Here is a 16,471-nt window from a genome sequence, read left to right as displayed (position 1 = left end):
CTTTTCCTACACCAGCGCCTTGGCTTCGTCGTCCATCGTGCCGTCGACCTTGTCGCCATAGAGAAGCATCTCGGTGTGCGCCGCGCCGCTCGGGATCATCGGCAGGCAGTTGGCATCCTGCGCGACGAGGCAGTCGACAATCACCGGACCATTGTGGTCGAGCATCCGCATGATGCCATCGTCCAGTTCGCGTTCCTCGGTGATGCGGATGCCCTTCCAGCCATAGGCTTCGGCGAGCTTCACGAAATCGGGGAGGCTGTCGGAGTAGCTGTTCGAATAGCGGCTCTCATAGGTCAGTTCCTGCCACTGGCGGACCATGCCCATGTATTCGTTGTTAAGGATGAAAATCTTGACCGGCAGGCGGTATTGCGACGCGGTGCCGAGTTCCTGGATGTTCATCTGGATGCTCGCCTCGCCCGCGATGTCGATCACCAGCGCATCAGGATGGCCGAGCTGCGCGCCGATGGCCGCGGGGAGGCCATAGCCCATCGTCCCGAGCCCGCCCGAGGTGAGCCACTTGTTGGGGTCCTCGAAGCCGAAATATTGCGCCGCCCACATCTGGTGCTGGCCGACTTCGGTGGTGATGATCGGCTTGCGGGCGTGGGTGAGCGCGTGCAGCCGCTCGACCGCCTTTTGCGGCATGATCATGCCGGGGTTCTTGGTCGAGCGCTCGGGATAGGCAAGGCACTCGCGCGCGCGCCAGCCCGCGATCCGCGCCTTCCATTCGCCAAGGTCCTGCGCCTGGCGGCTGCCCCAAGCCTCGACCAGCTGCGCCAGCACCGTCCCGCAATCGCCGAGGATGCCGAGATCGACTGGCACCACCTTGTTGATCGAGGAGCGGTCGATATCGATGTGGATCTTCTTCGAATTGGGCGAGAAAGCGTCCAGTCGCCCGGTCACGCGGTCGTCGAAGCGCGCGCCGATGCAGACCATCACGTCGCACTGGTTCATCGCCATGTTGGCTTCGTAGGTGCCGTGCATCCCCAGCATCCCGAGCCAGTCGGGATGCGCGGAGGGGAAGGCGCCGAGGCCCATCAGGGTCGAGGTGACGGGCGCGCCGGTCAGGTCCTGGAACTGGCGCAGCAGCGCGCTCGCTGCGGGGCCGGAATTGATGATGCCGCCGCCGGTGTAGAGGATCGGGCGCTCGGCCGCGGCGATCATCTCCACCGCCTCGACGATCTGCTCGGCCGGGGCGACGGTCTGGGGGGCGTAGCGATGCGATCCGGCCCGCACCAAGGCGCGGCGCTCGGAGGGGATCGCGATCTGGACGTTCTTGGGAATGTCGATCACGACCGGGCCGGGGCGGCCGGTGGTGGCGATCAGGAAGGCCTCCTTGATCGTCGCGGCGAGATCAGCCGGGTCCTTCACGAGGTAATTGTGTTTGGTGCAGTGGCGGGTGATGCCGATGGTGTCGGCTTCCTGGAAGGCGTCGGTCCCGATCAGCGCGGTCGGCACCTGGCCGGTGATGACCACCATCGGGATCGAGTCCATCCACGCATCGGCAATGCCGGTGATGGCATTGGTCGCGCCCGGGCCGCTGGTGACGAGCACCACGCCCGGCTTGCCGGTGGCGCGGGCATAGCCTTCGGCCGCGTGGGCCGCGCCCGCTTCGTGGCGGACGAGGATGTGGCGGATGCGCTCGTCGCCGAACAGCTCGTCATAAATGGGAAGCACCGCGCCGCCGGGATAGCCGAAGACGAACTCGACCCCCTGTTCGATCAGCCCTTCGACGAGGATCGCCGCGCCGCTCATCGCGGGGGGATTGTCCGGGGCGGGGCTGGTCGGGGCAGGCACGGGGCACTCCATCGAAGGCTGTCGTCAATAAGAAAACCGGCCCGACGCAGGGGGGTGCGCATCGGGCCGAGTAACACCGCCGCTAAAGGTCATAATCTGATAAGTCAAGCCCTATTTGCGCAATAAAGATGCGAATGCGGTGTCAATGTCGATATTTTCGGATTCCCAATCGGGATGGACCCGCGGCCATTCGGGCGGAGGCTGGCGCCGAAACCAGGTGAACTGGCGCTTGGCGTAATTGCGGGTGGCCTGGCTCCCGGCCGCGACCACGTCGTCCGCCTCGATCTCGCCTGCGAGCCAGGCGGCGATTTCGGGCACGCCGATGGCGCGCATCACCGGAAGGTCAGGATCGAGTTCGCGCGCCAGCAGCGCCTCCACCTCGGCGATCGCGCCCTGATCCAGCATCCCCTCGAAGCGCAGATCGCAGCGGTCGTAGACCCATTGGCGCTCGGGCTCGACGATCAGGGGGTGGAGCGTCACCTCCTCGGCGATCCCGCCCGCCTTGGCGAGCTGCCAGTCGCCGAGCGTCACCCCGGTCGAGCGCTTGACCTCGAGCGCGCGGGCGATGCGCTGGCTGTCACCGGGATCGAGCATCGCCGCGCGTTCGGGGTCCTCGATCTGGAGGAGCTTCCACGCGTCGCCCTCGTCCATCGCGCGCACCGTCGCGCGCACCGCGGGATCGATCTCGGGGATGGGGGCGATGCCTTCGAGCAGCACCTTCAGATAAAGCCCCGTGCCGCCGACGAGGATCGGCACCGCATCATTCGCATGGCAATCGGCGATCTCTTCCTTGGCGCGCGCGGCCCACTTGGCAGCCGAGCAGGCCTCCGCCCCGTCCCACGCGCCGAACAGGCGGTGTTCGATCCCTTCCATCTCTTCCTCGGAGGGGCGGGCGGAGAGGATCTGCAAGTCGGCATAGACCTGCGCAGAATCGGCATTGATGATCACCGCGCGGCGGCCATCGGCGGCGAGGCGATGGGCGAGGGCGAGCGCAACCGCGCTCTTGCCGCTGGCGGTCGGCCCTGCAATGAGCGCGAGCGGATTTTCAGGAGTGGTCGGAATGCTCATTGCGCGGCTGATAGCAGAGACAGGTAAATGTGAAACGCGTCTCGATGCGCTTGTCGCTGCGCTGGCCGAAGCGGGGTTGCAGGTGACGGCGGCCGCCATGCCTGAGGGCGATGCTGGCGTGCTCGAACTTCACATGGACGGCAGCGACGCGGCCGCGGTGCTGGCGGCGATCGACGGGACGTTCGAAGCGCCCGCGATGCTGGTCGCGCGCGGGAGCATCGAAGTCCCCCGCCTGTTCGTCTCCGACATGGATTCGACCATGATCGGGCAGGAATGCATCGACGAGCTGGCCGACTATGCCGGGATCAAGGCGCAGATCGCAGACATCACCGAGCGCGCGATGCAGGGCGAACTCGATTTCGAGGCGGCCTTGCGCGAACGCGTGGCGCTGCTGGCGGGGCTGGACGAGGGCGCGATTGCGCAGTGCCTTGCCGAAAGGATCACCGCGACCCCGGGTGCCAAGACGCTGGTGGCAACGCTCGCGGCGCTCGGCACTCGCACCGTGCTTGTGACGGGGGGCTTCCACCACTTTGCCGATCCGGTCGCCGAGATGCTCGGGTTCCAGCGTGTGGTGGGCAACCGTCTGGCGGTCGAGGGCGGCAAGCTCACCGGCGGGTTGATCGGCTCGATCACCGATTCCGCGGTCAAGGCGGCGGTGCTGCGCGAGGAACTCGGCGGGCTGGGGGAGGGTGCACACAGCCTCGCCACGGGAGACGGTGCCAACGATATCCCGATGATCGAGGCGGCGACCTACGGCTTTGCCTACCGCGCCAAGCCCAAGGCGCGCGCTGCCGCCAATGGCCGGGTTGATTCGGAGGATCTGACGTCCGTGCTGATCCTGCTCGGTGTTCCGAAGGCCGACTGGCGCGAGGGCTGATCGCCCCGCTCGCACGCCTCGTCGCAAAAAGGGTTTCACATCGCGAACCGAATCGGCTATTAACATTCATGTAAGCAAGCCGTGGTTACACCAGCACCACAGCACAGGAATTGCCCGCATGACCCAGACCGCTCGTGACCAGTACACCCGGATGTTCGCCGCCGACGGCACGGTGCTGCTGCACCCCGACCGTCCGCAGGCGAAGTACCGCCCGCTGCGCGCGGTCCAGAACTTCCGGATGCTGATGCAGGACAAGGAGGACACCGCGGCGGTGTTCCGCATCTTCGAAGCGCTGCCCTCGAAGGATTTCCTGCCGCGCATCGCCGAGCTCGCCCTGTCCGAGCGCGGGGCCTATCTGCGCCAGACCGAGCCGCGCCTGCCGGAGATCCTCGACGATCACGCGATGCTGCGTCGCACGCCCAAGGGCAGCCTCGCTCACGCCTATTGCGATTTCATGGAAGCCGAGGGCCTGACCGCCGCCGGTCTCGTCGCCGAAAGCGACCGTGCGGGACGTCCGCGCTTCCCCGATCTGGTCGAGTGGTACATCAACCGCTCGCGCGACACGCATGACATGTTCCACGTGCTCACCGGCTATGGCCGCGACGCACTGGGCGAGGCGAGCGTGCTGCTGTTCACCCACGGCCAGATGCCCAGCCAGGGCCATCTGCTGATCGGCTATGCGGGCGCGGCCAACATCAAGAAGATGGCCAAGGGCACCAAGGCCCCCGTCTTCGGTGCCGTGCGCGAGGCGCATCGCATCGGCAAGGGCGCGCCGCCGCTGATCGACCAGCCGATCCGCCAGCTGCTCGAACGCCCGCTCGAGGAAGTGCGCGCGGCGCTGCGCATCCCTCAGCCGGTCATGTACCGCGAATGCCACCGCGTGTGGCAGGCCGAAGGTGTGGACCCCTACAACCTCCTCGCCAGCCGCACCCCGGCCGAGCCGGAGCTGCTCGCCGCGTAAAGGCCGCTAGAGCCAGCTGGCGATCTGCGTCAGCGGCTTTTTACGCAGCGCGTGGGCGGGGACGGTCGCATCGGTAGCGGGACGACCGGCGACGACGATCATCACCGGCTTCTCCCACTCGGGCCGCCCGCAGACGCGGCGCAGGAACCCCATCGGCGAGGGCGTGTGGGTGAGCGTCGCCACCCCCGCCTCGTGCAGAGTCGCGATCAGCATCCCGCAGGCGATGCCGACGCTTTCATTGACGTAGTAGTTCTGTGTCTCGCCGTCCTCGTCGATCCCGCCCTTGCGTTGGGCGAAGACCACGATCAGCCACGGCGCAGTCTCGAGGAAGGGTTTATCGGCATCGGTCCCGAGCGGGCCGAGCGCGGCGAGCCATTCCTCGCCCGCCTTGGGCGCGTCTCCTTCCGTCCCGTAGAAGCGCCGCTCCTCGGCCTCGGCAGCTTCGCGGATCGCGCGCTTGGTTGCGGGCGAGGACACCACGGCGAAGTGCCAAGGCTGGTGGTTCGCCCCCGACGGCGCGCTGCCTGCGGCATCGATCGCTGCTTCGATCACCTCGCGCGGGACAGGCTCGTCAGAGAACCAGCGGCAGGTGCGCCGCTCGCGCAGCCGGGAGGCAAGTGCGCGGGCGCGGGCGATCGCTTCGGCATCGCCGAGCGGCTCGAGGGCGTAGGGCAGGGCGTCGGATGCGTTCATCGGTTTTCGTAGAGCCTCGGTCGGCAGTGACATGGACTATTAACTGACACTCTTGTAAGTAGCATCGCACGAACCCCATTCGCGATTCGCGCCGAGGACGTTACACGATGGCCGTCACCGATCTTCCCCTGGTTGCTCCCGACCGCAAGACCGCAGGCTTCCGCCCGCTGAAGGTGCTCCACCACTTCGGCAAGCTGGTCGAGGACAAGGAGGACACCGAGCAGGTGTTCCACATCATCGAGGCGACCAAGGGCCGCAAGAGCCATGCCCAGGCGCGCGCTTTCGTCACCTCGCCTGAAGGCCGCCGGATGATGGCCGAAGGCGTCGATATCCCCGCGATGCTCGACGATCACGGCCGCTGGGCCGATTGCGGTCCGGAGACGGTCGCGGCGCATTACATCGCCTTCATGAAGCGCGAGGGGTTGTCGGCTGCCGGGCTGGTGGCGGAAAGCCACAAGTGGGCCCCGCCCGAAAGCCTGCCGCAGGACCAGACCCAGTGGTATTTCGACCGGTTGCGCGACACGCATGACCTGTTCCACGTGCTCACCGGCTATGGCCGCGATGCGCTGGGCGAGGCGAGCCTGCTGGGCTTCACCTACGAGCAGAACCACAACGCGGGCATCCTGTTCATCGCCTATGCCGGCGCGCGCCAGATCAGGAAGGTGAGCGGCACGAAGGCGCCGCTTTATGCCGCGATCAAGGAAGGCCGCGCACTCGGCCGCGCCGCCGCCAAGATCGCGCATCAGGACATTGCCGCGCTGATGCGCGAGGATATCGGCGCGGCGCGGGCGCGGATGAATATCGGCAAGCCGGAGGTCTACCGCCAGTGCCTCGCGATCCTCGAGAGCGAGGGCACCGCGCGCGAGCAGCTGACGCTGGGCGGGGCGCAAGCGGCCTGAGGGTTTCTCAGCGCAGTTCCTTGCGGATCACCAGCTTGAGGCCCGACCAGGTCTCGTCGATGGCGCAGACCTTGGTGTCGACGAGGCCCATCGGCAGGCAGATGTCGCGGATCGTGTCCTCGGTGATGTCGGTCGGAACCTTGGAGGCCTTCTTCGGCCAGCTGACCCAGATTTGACCGTCGGGCGCGATTCTGTGGCGTAACGCGGTGAGGTGCGCTTCCAGCGCTGCCTTCTCGGTGACGAAAACATGCGCGGCATCGATCCCTTGCGCGGGGTCGGCCACGAAGGTCAGTTCAAGCGCATATTCGTCGATCTCGTCGATCACGTGTTCGGGCATGGCATCGAACCACACCCGCATCCCGTCGCGCAGAGTGAGCTTTTTCGCCAGCGGCGTGCCGGAATAGCCCGAGGCGGCCATCAGCCCTCCATCCACTCCTGGAAGAAGCGCTGGTTGGCGGCGCGCAGCTCGGCGAGGGGGACGCCGAGCACCGAATCGCCGCCGACCGTGCCGATCCGCTGGAAGCCGATCTGCGCGGTCTCGTCATTGCGGGTGCCCTTGGAGAGCGCATCGTTCAAGGCCGCGACGTCGGGCACGGTGACGAGATAGCGCCCCTGATCCTCGCCGAACCACCACTGGGCAGGGGTGTAGGCGGGGTTGCCCGCTTCGGTCTCGGCGCCGATGCCGCCCGCCAGCGCCATCTCTGCAAGCGCGACCGCAAGGCCGCCGTCGCTTAGGTCATGCACCGCGTTGACGAGGCCGTCGGCGATCAGCTCGTGGATGATTTCGCCGGCGTTCTTTTCGACCGTGAGGTCGGTCGGCGGGGTGCGGCCGCCCTCGACACCCTTGACCACCCGCAGCCACAGCGACTGGCCAAGGTGCGAGCGGGTCGGATCGGGCTTGGCCCAGAACTCGGGGCCGACGAGGTAGATCGCGTCGCCCGCATTCTTGAAGTGCATGGTCATCATCTTGGCGAGGTCGGTGATGATGCCGACGCCGCCGATGGCCGGGGTGGGGAGGATCGCCGAGCCGCCGCCGGTGGCCTTCGATTCGTTGTAGAGGCTGACGTTGCCGCTCACGATCGGGAAATCGAGCGCGCGGCAGGCGTCGCCCATGCCGTCCAAGGCGTGGACGATCTGCGCCATGATCTCGGGGCGCTGGGGGTTGGCGAAGTTCAAGCAGTTGGTCACCGCCAAGGGTCGCGCGCCCACGGCGCACAGGTTGCGATAAGCCTCGGCAATCGCCTGCTTGCCGCCTTCATAGGGGTCGGCAAAGACATAGCGCGGGGTGCAATCGGTGGTTATGGCAAGCGCCTTTTCGGTGCCGTGGACCCGCACCACGCCCGCATCGCCCCCGGTCTGGAGCGTGTCGGCGCCGACCTGCGAATCGTACTGCTCGGCAATCCAGCGGCGCGAGGCGAGGTCGGGGGAGGCCATCAGGGTCAACAGGTCTGCCGCCACGTCATCGGTCGCAGGCACTTCGCCGAGCGGCTTCACGCCCGCCCATGCGGCATATTCCTCCTTGGAGAGATAGGGCCGGTCATAGAGCGGGGCTTCGTCGGCCAGCGGGGCGAGCGGGATGTCGCACACCACCTCGCCGTTGAATTCCAAGACCATGTGGCCGGTGTCGGTGACTTCGCCGATCACCGCGAAATCCAGCTCCCACTTGCGGAAGATCGCCTCGGCCATCGCCTCCTTGCCTGGTTGCAATACCATGAGCATCCGCTCCTGGCTTTCCGAGAGCATCATCTCGTAGGGCGTCATGCCGGTCTCGCGGCAGGGGACCTTGTTCATGTCGAGCCGGATGCCCGCGCCGCCCTTCGACGCCATCTCGACGCTGGAGCTGGTCAGACCCGCCGCGCCCATGTCCTGAATGGCGACGATCGCGTCGGTCGCCATCAGCTCGAGGCAGGCTTCGATCAGCAGCTTTTCGGTGAAAGGGTCGCCCACCTGCACGGTCGGCCTCTTCGCGTCCGCATCCTCGCCGAAATCGGCGCTCGCCATGGTCGCGCCGTGGATCCCGTCGCGCCCGGTCTTGGAGCCGACATAGACGATCGGGTTCCCGAGGCCGGTGGCGGCGGAATAGAAGATCTTGTCCTGATCGGCGACGCCCACGGTCATCGCGTTGACGAGGATGTTGCCATCGTAAGCGGGGTGGAAATTGGTCTCGCCCGCCACAGTCGGCACGCCGACGCAATTGCCGTAGCCGCCGATCCCGGCGACCACCCCCTGCACCAGATGCTTCATCTTTGGATGCTCGGGTCGGCCAAAGCGCAGCGCGTTGGCGTTCGCCATCGGGCGCGCACCCATCGTGAAGACGTCGCGCAGGATGCCGCCCACTCCCGTCGCCGCGCCCTGATAGGGTTCGATATAGGAGGGGTGGTTGTGGCTCTCCATCTTGAAGATCGCCGCCTGCCCGTCGCCGATGTCGATCACGCCGGCGTTCTCGCCAGGACCGCAGATCACCCAGGGCGCCTCGGTCGGCAGCTTCTTCAGATGGATGCGCGAGGACTTGTAGGAGCAATGCTCCGACCACATCACCGAGAAGATGCCGAGTTCCACAAGGTTCGGCTCGCGGCCCAGCGCGGCAAGGACGCGCTCGTATTCCTCGGGAGAAAGGCCGTGCTGTTCGACGATTTCGGGGGTGATGGCGGTCATGAGAGGGACTCCTTGGCGCGCCCCCTAGATCACCGGGCCGAAGTCGCCAAGCCGCCGCGTCGCCGGAACCAGCGATTCTCCCCCACCCACGCGGCAAGCATCGTCAGCACGGCGAAGGCGAACAGCGCCTGAAGGTAGAGAAACGGCCCGGCGCTCTCGGGGTGCGGGGCGAACCAGTTGGCGAGCTGGAACAGCAGCATCACGCCCGCCAGCACCAGCGGCGGCCCCGCAGGGCCCCGGGTGCGGCGCAGGTAGAAGGCGAGCGCCCCGAAGGCCAGCGCCAGCTCCAGCGGGATCGCCACCCATGGCATGTTCCACAGCCCGAGGCCGAGCGTGGGCGGCGTGCCGTCGAGCGTCAGATCGGGGACGTGGACGATCAGATCACACAGCCAGTGCGACAACACGACCACGCCCGCCAGCAAGCCGATGCGCCAGCTGCGCTGCCAGATCGCGACGATGCCGAAGAACGCCGCCGCCCAGATCGCTGTCCCGAGCAGCGAGTGGGTATAGGGCATGTCATAGAGGTCGAAGGGCACCATCACGCTCGCCGCCGGATCGACCCGCATGTTCTCGACCCCCAACAGCGCGAGGCTGAAGAAGCCCCAGTCGACCAGCTGCCCCGCCACGAACATCGTCCCCAGCCGCGGCCGCTCCGGGCTGACCGCGGCGGCGACGAAGGCCGGAGCGAAGTGGCCGATGAACATGCTAGCCTAGGGGCGGGACAGCCGGTGCAGCGGGTGCGAACTTCAGCACCGCACAGCAGGCGATCGCGCTCGCCGAACCGGTCACGAAGGCGCCCCACAGGATGTCGAGCACGGAGATGTGGGTCGCCCACACCTTCATCACCGCCTGCGAAGTGAGGTCGAAGGTCGCATAGCACAGCGCGCCCAGCAGGATGCCGTTGAGCATCGCCTCGCGCACCCCGCCGCCTTCGAGGCCCGGACGGATCGCGAACCAGCAGATGCCGGCGATGTAGATGAGGTAGAAGGCCACCGCCGCACCGGCATTGAACTTCTCGGCAATGATCTCGCCGATCACCGGCTTGTAGAGATTGCCCGCCGCCCAGCGCAGCCAGACGATGTCGAAGGCCAGAAACGACACGGCGGCAACGCCGTAGGCGATGAACCACTTGAGCAGCATGAAGGTGATATTCCTGTGTTGGTTGGTCCCCGCCCCGTCCGCGCAGCCTTGACCGCACCGCCGCGCCCCGTCAATGCTCGCGGGCATGGACGAGGGCACTTCATCACCGACGCCGGGCGCGCCGGACATTTCCGCCATGAGCTTCGAACAGGCGCTCGCTGCGCTCGAGGCCATCGTGCAACAGCTCGAACGCGGCGACGTGCCGCTCGACCAGTCGATCGGTCTCTATGAACGCGGCGAGGCGCTGCGGGCGGCGTGCCAGCAGCGGCTCGATGCGGCGCAGGCGCGGATCGAGCGGATCGTCACCGCTGCCGACGGCCGGGCGACCGGCACGCGGCCCTTCGACGCGGAAGGATAGGGCGATGCTGGCGGAGGCAAGCGGCAACGCGCTCGCGGGCGAGATCAAGCGCGTCCAGTCCGAAATCGATTCGCTGTTCGACGCGCTGCTCCCGGTGCCGGACGATACCAGCGCGCGTCTGGTCGAGGCGATGCGCTATGCCGCGATCGGCGGGGGCAAGCGGGTGCGCCCGTTGCTGGTGTGCAGCACCGCCGCGCTTTTCGGCGTCTCACGCGATGCTGCCTTGCGCGCGGGCGCGGCGATCGAGGCGATCCATGTCTATTCGCTGATCCACGATGATCTGCCCTGCATGGACAATGACGATCTGCGCCACGGCAAGCCCACCCTGCACAAGGCCTATGACGAGGCCACCGCCGTGCTGGCGGGCGATGCGCTCCATGCGCTCGCCTTCGAGATTCTCGCCGATGATGCCACCAGCGAAGACCCCTTCACCCGCTCCGAACTGATCCTGACCCTCGGCCAGGCGAGCGGCATGAGCGGGATGGCGGGCGGCCAGATGATGGACATGGTCGCCGACGAGGAGGGCGTGGTCTACGATCTCCAGGCGATCACCCGGCTCCAGCAGCTGAAAACCGGCGCGCTGCTGGCCGCTGCGGTCGAGATGGGCGCGATCCTTGGCAAGGTGCCGCCGCAGGGGCGCGCGCACCTCAGGGCCTATGCCCGCGACATCGGCCTTGCCTTCCAGATTGCCGACGACCTGCTCGATGTCGAAGGCGATATCGACAAGGCTGGCAAGGCGCTGCGCAAGGACGATGAACAGGGCAAGCAGACCTTCGTCACCCTGATGGGGGTCGAGCAGGCGCGCGATCAGGCCCGTGCGCTGGTCGATCAGGCGGTTCTGCGTCTCGCCTCCTATGGCAGCGAGGCCGATATCCTGCGCGCGCTTGCCCGCTTCATCGTCGAACGCGACCGGTAAACATCACAGGAGACAAGCGCGATGGCGTTCCGTCAGTGCATCCAGGAAGAGAGCCGCGGCGGCGTGACGATGCGGGTGCATCGCTATGTCGAGAAGAAGATGGTTGCCCGCGGCCTGCCGACCGGGGTCGAGGGCCAGCTCCACTACATCGCCGAGCCCACCGAGGTGCACCAGCTCGAGATCGAGCTCAACAACGGCTCGGTGCTGATCCAGCCCGGCGCATTGCAATATTCCTACGGCAATCTCACCGTCGATATGATCCAGCACGAGGCGAACAAGGGCTTCTTTGCCCGCGCCGCCGCTGCCGCCGCGACCGGCGAGAGCGCCCATGCGACACGCTACAGCGGCACCGGCACGATCTGGTGCGAACCGGTGCGTCGCCACTTCATCCTCGCCACGATGGACGGGCCGCAGGACGCGCTGCTGCTCGACGACAAGGCCTTCTATGCCTGCGCGGCGGAGATTTCGCTCTCCACCCACATGCATGCCTCGATCCAGGGGCTGTTCTCGGGCAATGGTCTCGCCCAGCCCAAGATCACCGGGGCAGGGGTGTTCGCGGTCGAGAGCCCGGTGCCGGTCTACGAGATCGACGAGGTCGCGGTGAAGCCCGGGCAGGAAGTCGTGGTCGATGGCGATTTCATGCTGATGTATTCGGCCAGCCTCGATGTCAGCATCGGCCCGCTGGTCTCGGGCCTGCGCAATGCGCTGCGCTCGGGCGAGGGCTTCGTCTACAAGCTGCGCGGGTCCGGCAACGTGTGGGTCACGCCCTCGGCGCGGATCGCCTGAGGCCTGCGCGGACAGGGTAGGGGAGAGAACAGACAATGACACGCCGCGTCGGGATCTATCCCGGGACCTTCGATCCCATCACGCTGGGCCATGCCGACATCATCCGGCGCGGCTCCAAGCTGGTCGATCACCTCATCATCGGGGTCACCACCAACCCTTCGAAGAACCCGATGTTCTCCACCGATGAGCGCTTCCGCATGGTCGAGCGCGAGGTGGCGAACATGGGCCTTACCAATGTCGAGGTGGTGGGGTTCAACGCCCTCCTGGTGAAGTTCGCGCAAAAGCAGGGCGCGAGCGTCATCATCCGGGGCCTGCGCGCCGTTGCCGACTTCGAGTACGAATACCAGATGGCCGGCATGAACCAGCAGCTCGACCACAATATCGAAACCGTGTTCCTGATGGCGGACGTCTCGCTCCAGCCGATCGCCTCCAAGCTGGTCAAGGAAATCGCGGTCTATGGCGGCGACATCGCGAAGTTCGTCAGCCCGCCGGTGTGCGAGGAAGTGATCGCCCGGGTGCGCGAACAGGGGCTGAAGGGGGACTACTGAGCGCCAGCGCTCGCCGACGCCGTCCCCACCTCGATATCCTTCATTCATTGCAGTGTCAGACCGGCGGGGCTACACGGCCCCCGCAATCCGGATGGAACCATGATCAAAGCCAAGCTTGCCACTGCCCTTGCCGCCATCGCGCTTCTGGCCGCCCCCGGGGCTGCCCACGCGCAGAAGCAGAAGGACGACACCCCGCCGGTGGCCTTCGGCGACGACAAGTCCAAGGAAGAACAGAAGGCGCTGGAGCAGCAGCCGCTCGCCCGCGTCTATGCCCCCATCAATTACGATCCCGCGGTCGATCCCGAGAACGTCTGGGTGCTCGACCTGTCGAACGGCCAGCGCGTCAAGGCGCGGCTGATGGCCGACTGGGCGCCCGAGCACGTCAAGCGGATCAAGGAACTGACCCGCGCGGGCTTCTACGATGGCGTGGTGTTCCACCGCGTGATCGAGGGCTTCATGGCGCAGGGCGGCGATCCCACCGGCACGGGGCAGGGCGGCAGCGAGCTTCCCGATCTCAAGGCCGAGTTCACCCCCATGCCCCACGTGCGCGGCACGCTCTCGATGGCCCGCGCCGCGAGCGAGGACAGCGCCAACAGCCAGTTCTTCATCGTCTTCTACCCGCGCTTCAGCCTCGACAAGAAATACACCAATTTCGGCCGGGTGATCGAGAATATGGAAGCGGTGGACGCGATCGTTCGGGGCGAGCCGCCGCAGAACCCGACCTATATCGTTCAGGCCTCGATCGAAGCCGACGGCAAGGCCCCGCCGCCGCCCCCGGCCCCCGCTGCGGCCGAAGACGAGCCGGTTACGCTCGACATGCTGAACGCGGCGAAGGGCAACTAAGCCCCTTCCTTCGCGGGCACCTTGCCGCTAGGCGCGCGGCCCATGAAGGTTGACCTGTTCGATTTCGACTTGCCGCCCGAGCGTATCGCGCTGCGCCCGGTGCGACCGCGCGATGCGGCGCGGATGCTGGTGGTGCGTGGGCAAGATGCGCCGTTCGAGGATCGCGGCGTGCGCGATCTGCCCGCGCTGCTGAACCCCGGCGACGTGCTCGTCTTCAACGACACCCGCGTCATCCCCGCCCAGCTCGAAGGCCGCCGCGCCGACGGGGAGGCCCGGATCGGCGCGACGCTCCACAAGCGTATCGACCTGCGCCGCTGGCAGGCCTTCCTCAAGAACGCCAAGCGGGTGATGATCGGCGACCAGCTGGTCTTCGGCGGGGGCGTCACGGCAATCGCCGAGGAGCGCCACGCCGACGGCTCGCTCACCCTGTTCTTCGAGGGCGAGGAGCCGGTCGAAGTCCTGCTCGACCGCGCGGGCACCATGCCGCTGCCGCCTTACATTGCCAGCAAGCGCGGGGTCGATGAGCAGGATCTCGAGGACTACCAGACCATGTTCGCGCGCGAGGAAGGCGCGGTCGCCGCACCCACCGCCTCGCTTCATTTCACGCAGAGGTTGGTCGATGCGATCGATGCTGCCGGGATCGGGCGCGCGACGCTCACGCTGCACGTCGGCGCGGGCACGTTCCTCCCCGTGAAGGCCGAGGATACCGACCACCACCAGATGCACGCCGAATTCGGCCGCATCCCGGCCGAGACCGCCGACCGATTGAACGCCGCGCGCGCTGCGGGCGGCCGGATCATCGCGGTCGGCACCACGGTCCTGCGCCTGCTGGAAAGCGCGGTGGACGAGCAGGGCATCATCCGGCCTTTCGCGGGCGACACCGCGATCTTCATTACGCCGGGCTACAAACTGCGCGCGGTCGATGGCCTGATGACCAATTTCCACCTGCCCAAGTCGACCCTGATGATGCTGGTCAGCGCGCTGATGGGCCGCGAGCGGATGATGGCGGCCTATGCCCATGCCATCGCGAGCGAATATCGTTTCTATTCCTATGGTGACTCCTCGCTCCTGCTCCCGTAATCGGTAGCTATGAGTGAACCTATTCTCTCCATTCGCGGCCTTACCAAGACCTACGCGAACGGCCCGCGTGCGCTCGACAATGTCGATCTCGATATCCGCGCGGGCGAGATTTTCGCGCTGCTCGGGCCCAACGGCGCGGGCAAGACCACGTTGATCGGTGCGGTGTGCGGGCTGGTGCGGCCCACCGGCGGGACGATCACGGCCTTCGGCCACGACCTCGCGCGCGACTGGCGGGCGGCGCGCGCGCGGATCGGGCTGGTGCCGCAGGAACTCGCCACCGACATGTTCGAGACCGTGTGGCGCGCCGTCTCCTATTCGCAAGGGTTGTTCGGCAAGCCCCGCAATCCTGCCCGCATCGAGGAAATCCTGCGCAGCCTTTCGCTGTGGGACAAGAAGGACGCGCAGATCCGCGCATTGAGCGGCGGGATGAAGCGCCGCGTGCTGATCGCCAAGGCGCTGGCGCACGAGCCCGAGCTGCTGTTCCTCGACGAGCCCACCGCGGGCGTCGACGTCGAGCTGCGCAAGGACATGTGGGAGCAGATCGCCGCATTGAAGCAGCGCGGCGTCACCATCATCCTCACCACCCACTACATCGAGGAGGCCGAGGAAATGGCCGACCGCGTCGGCATCATCCAGCGCGGGCGCATCCGCATGGTCGACGAAAAGCGCGCGATGATGGAGCGGCTCGGCACTACCGAGGCGGTGATCGAGCTGGCCGCACCGCTCGCGGCCGTGCCCGAGGCGCTGGCGGGCTTCGGCGCGGTGCTGTCCGAAGGCGGCACCCGGCTCACCTATCGCGGCGGGAACGGGCAGGGCAGGGGCCGCGCCGAGGTGGCGCAGCTCGCCCAGGCGCTGACCCGCGCCGGGATCGGCTTCACTAGCCTCGACATCCACGACAGCTCGCTCGAGGACATCTTCGTCGGCCTGCTGGGCCAAGAGCAGGAGGCCGCGTGATGCATTTCAGCCCCCGCAGCGCGCTTGCGATCTACCAGCGCGAGATGGCGCGCGCCTTCCGCACCGCCTTCCAGTCGATCCTCTCGCCGGTGCTGACCACCTCGCTCTATTTCGTGGTGTTCGGCTCTGTCATCGGCGCGCGGATGGAGCCCGTCGGCGGGGTGCCCTACGGTGCCTTCATCATCCCCGGCCTCCTGATGCTGACCCTGCTGGGCGAGACCACCAGCAATGCGAGCTTCGGCATCTACATGCCGCGCTTCACCGGCACGATCTACGAGCTGCTCTCCGCCCCAGTGGGCGTGGCCGAGACGCTGGCCGGCTTCGTCGGCGCGGCGGCGACCAAGGGGCTTATTCTGGCCGCGATCATCCTCGGCACCGCGCGGCTTTTCGTCGACTACGAGATCGCGCACCCCTTGCTCGCGGCGGTCTACATCATGCTGGTCGCGGCGAGTTTCGCGCTGTTCGGATTCATCCTCGGCATCTGGGCCGATTCGTTCGAGAAACTGGGCATCATCCCCATGCTGATCCTGACCCCGCTGACCTTCCTCGGCGGCACCTTCTATTCGGTTCGCGACTTGCCTGCGCCGTGGGACGCGATCGCGCTCGCCAACCCGATCGCCTTTCTGGTGAGCGGGCTGCGCTATTCCTTCTATGGTGTGGCCGATGTGCCGATCGCGGTCTCGCTGTGGCTGACGCTCGGCTTCCTCGGGGTCTGCACGATCATCATCGCGGTGATTTTCCGCACCGGATGGCGCCTCAGAGAGTAACACAGGTTAGTCTATTATTTCATTCGCCTGCCATTTTGCACCATCAATCGGACATTAACAGCCTCACTTACCTTTGTTCATTTCACAGACAAGCCGGGCTCCCTAGCTGCCGTCCGACGTCGCACCTCCCGC

Annotated in this window: 18 protein-coding genes; 11 read left to right on the top strand and 7 right to left on the bottom strand. The window is 66.7% G+C overall.

The genetic code is table 11. The annotated features are described in order from the left end of the window. Nucleotides 1–6: 6 nt before the first annotated feature. Together ilvB and miaA are read right to left on the bottom strand one after the other, a co-directional pair. Entirely contained in the window at nucleotides 7–1,752 is a 1,746-nt protein-coding gene (gene ilvB / locus PFX90_RS02690) for a biosynthetic-type acetolactate synthase large subunit (RefSeq protein ID WP_285711229.1), read from the bottom strand. A 153-nt stretch (nucleotides 1,753–1,905) separates the two neighbouring features. Then, nucleotides 1,906–2,862: a tRNA (adenosine(37)-N6)-dimethylallyltransferase MiaA gene (gene miaA / locus PFX90_RS02685; protein ID WP_285710268.1), complete on the bottom strand. Its 957-nt coding sequence runs from the start codon at nucleotides 2,860–2,862 to the stop codon at nucleotides 1,906–1,908. On the opposite strand from miaA, the gene serB reads away from it, so the two are divergent. After that, nucleotides 2,855–3,739, top strand: a complete 885-nt coding sequence (gene serB / locus PFX90_RS02680; RefSeq protein WP_285710267.1) for a phosphoserine phosphatase SerB — start codon at nucleotides 2,855–2,857, stop codon at nucleotides 3,737–3,739. The two genes, miaA and serB, sit on opposite strands and share 8 nt — an antisense overlap. A gap of 118 nt (nucleotides 3,740–3,857) precedes the next feature. Further along, entirely contained in the window at nucleotides 3,858–4,700 is an 843-nt protein-coding gene (locus PFX90_RS02675) for a Coq4 family protein (RefSeq protein WP_285710263.1), read from the top strand. Nucleotides 4,701–4,706: 6 nt separating this feature from the next. Here PFX90_RS02675 and PFX90_RS02670 read toward each other — a convergent pair whose 3' ends face one another. Then, on the bottom strand, nucleotides 4,707–5,393 hold the full coding sequence (locus tag PFX90_RS02670; protein ID WP_285710261.1) for a nitroreductase family protein: 687 nt from the start codon (nucleotides 5,391–5,393) through the stop codon (nucleotides 4,707–4,709). A gap of 107 nt (nucleotides 5,394–5,500) precedes the next feature. Between PFX90_RS02670 and PFX90_RS02665 the strand changes: the two genes are divergently transcribed. Then, nucleotides 5,501–6,292, top strand: a complete 792-nt coding sequence (locus PFX90_RS02665; protein ID WP_285710258.1) for a Coq4 family protein — start codon at nucleotides 5,501–5,503, stop codon at nucleotides 6,290–6,292. Between the two features lie 7 nt (nucleotides 6,293–6,299). Here the strand turns inward: PFX90_RS02665 and PFX90_RS02660 are convergent, their stop codons facing one another. Genes PFX90_RS02660 through PFX90_RS02645 form a run of 4 tightly spaced genes read right to left on the bottom strand, consistent with a single transcriptional unit; the run spans nucleotide 6,300 to nucleotide 10,087 of the window. Beyond that, on the bottom strand, nucleotides 6,300–6,710 hold the full coding sequence (locus tag PFX90_RS02660; RefSeq protein ID WP_285710256.1) for a DUF3052 family protein: 411 nt from the start codon (nucleotides 6,708–6,710) through the stop codon (nucleotides 6,300–6,302). After that, nucleotides 6,710–8,947, bottom strand: a complete 2,238-nt coding sequence (gene purL / locus PFX90_RS02655; RefSeq protein WP_285710253.1) for a phosphoribosylformylglycinamidine synthase subunit PurL — start codon at nucleotides 8,945–8,947, stop codon at nucleotides 6,710–6,712. The genes PFX90_RS02660 and purL overlap by 1 nt, the downstream gene beginning before the upstream one ends. A gap of 29 nt (nucleotides 8,948–8,976) precedes the next feature. Further along, nucleotides 8,977–9,651 (bottom strand): hypothetical protein, encoded by a 675-nt coding sequence (locus PFX90_RS02650; protein WP_285710251.1) that lies wholly within the window; start codon nucleotides 9,649–9,651, stop codon nucleotides 8,977–8,979. Nucleotide 9,652: 1 nt separating this feature from the next. Beyond that, on the bottom strand, nucleotides 9,653–10,087 hold the full coding sequence (locus tag PFX90_RS02645; protein WP_285710248.1) for a DUF2177 family protein: 435 nt from the start codon (nucleotides 10,085–10,087) through the stop codon (nucleotides 9,653–9,655). 85 nt (nucleotides 10,088–10,172) lie between these two features. Between PFX90_RS02645 and PFX90_RS02640 the strand changes: the two genes are divergently transcribed. The 8 genes from PFX90_RS02640 to PFX90_RS02605 all read left to right on the top strand — a co-directional run bounded on the left by PFX90_RS02640 (nucleotide 10,173) and on the right by PFX90_RS02605 (nucleotide 16,339). After that, nucleotides 10,173–10,445 (top strand): exodeoxyribonuclease VII small subunit, encoded by a 273-nt coding sequence (locus PFX90_RS02640; RefSeq protein WP_285710245.1) that lies wholly within the window; start codon nucleotides 10,173–10,175, stop codon nucleotides 10,443–10,445. Nucleotides 10,446–10,449: 4 nt separating this feature from the next. Next, the gene (locus PFX90_RS02635; protein ID WP_285710242.1) at nucleotides 10,450–11,361 is read left to right on the top strand and encodes a polyprenyl synthetase family protein; all 912 of its coding nucleotides are present in this window, start codon (nucleotides 10,450–10,452) and stop codon (nucleotides 11,359–11,361) included. 21 nt (nucleotides 11,362–11,382) lie between these two features. Beyond that, nucleotides 11,383–12,147: an AIM24 family protein gene (locus PFX90_RS02630; protein WP_285710240.1), complete on the top strand. Its 765-nt coding sequence runs from the start codon at nucleotides 11,383–11,385 to the stop codon at nucleotides 12,145–12,147. A gap of 35 nt (nucleotides 12,148–12,182) precedes the next feature. Continuing rightward, nucleotides 12,183–12,695, top strand: a complete 513-nt coding sequence (gene coaD, locus PFX90_RS02625) for a pantetheine-phosphate adenylyltransferase (RefSeq protein ID WP_285710238.1) — start codon at nucleotides 12,183–12,185, stop codon at nucleotides 12,693–12,695. A 99-nt stretch (nucleotides 12,696–12,794) separates the two neighbouring features. Continuing rightward, nucleotides 12,795–13,538, top strand: coding sequence for a peptidylprolyl isomerase (locus PFX90_RS02620; protein ID WP_285710235.1), 744 nt, complete (start codon nucleotides 12,795–12,797; stop codon nucleotides 13,536–13,538). Nucleotides 13,539–13,580: 42 nt separating this feature from the next. Continuing rightward, nucleotides 13,581–14,618: a tRNA preQ1(34) S-adenosylmethionine ribosyltransferase-isomerase QueA gene (gene queA, locus PFX90_RS02615; RefSeq protein WP_285710231.1), complete on the top strand. Its 1,038-nt coding sequence runs from the start codon at nucleotides 13,581–13,583 to the stop codon at nucleotides 14,616–14,618. Nucleotides 14,619–14,627: 9 nt separating this feature from the next. After that, a complete protein-coding gene (locus tag PFX90_RS02610; RefSeq protein ID WP_285710228.1) occupies nucleotides 14,628–15,572 on the top strand; it encodes an ABC transporter ATP-binding protein in 945 nt (314 codons plus the stop codon). Further along, nucleotides 15,572–16,339 carry an ABC transporter permease gene (locus tag PFX90_RS02605; RefSeq protein WP_285710226.1) on the top strand — a complete coding sequence of 256 codons (768 nt, stop codon included), beginning with the start codon at nucleotides 15,572–15,574 and terminating at the stop codon, nucleotides 16,337–16,339. The genes PFX90_RS02610 and PFX90_RS02605 overlap by 1 nt, the downstream gene beginning before the upstream one ends. The last annotated feature ends 132 nt before the right edge of the window (nucleotides 16,340–16,471 follow it).

This window comes from Erythrobacter oryzae, from assembly GCF_030271515.1.
GTDB classification, from domain to species: domain Bacteria; phylum Pseudomonadota; class Alphaproteobacteria; order Sphingomonadales; family Sphingomonadaceae; genus Erythrobacter; species Erythrobacter oryzae.
The sequence above is the reverse complement of the archived record's forward strand: the minus strand, read 5'-3'. Positions and strand labels throughout refer to the sequence as shown.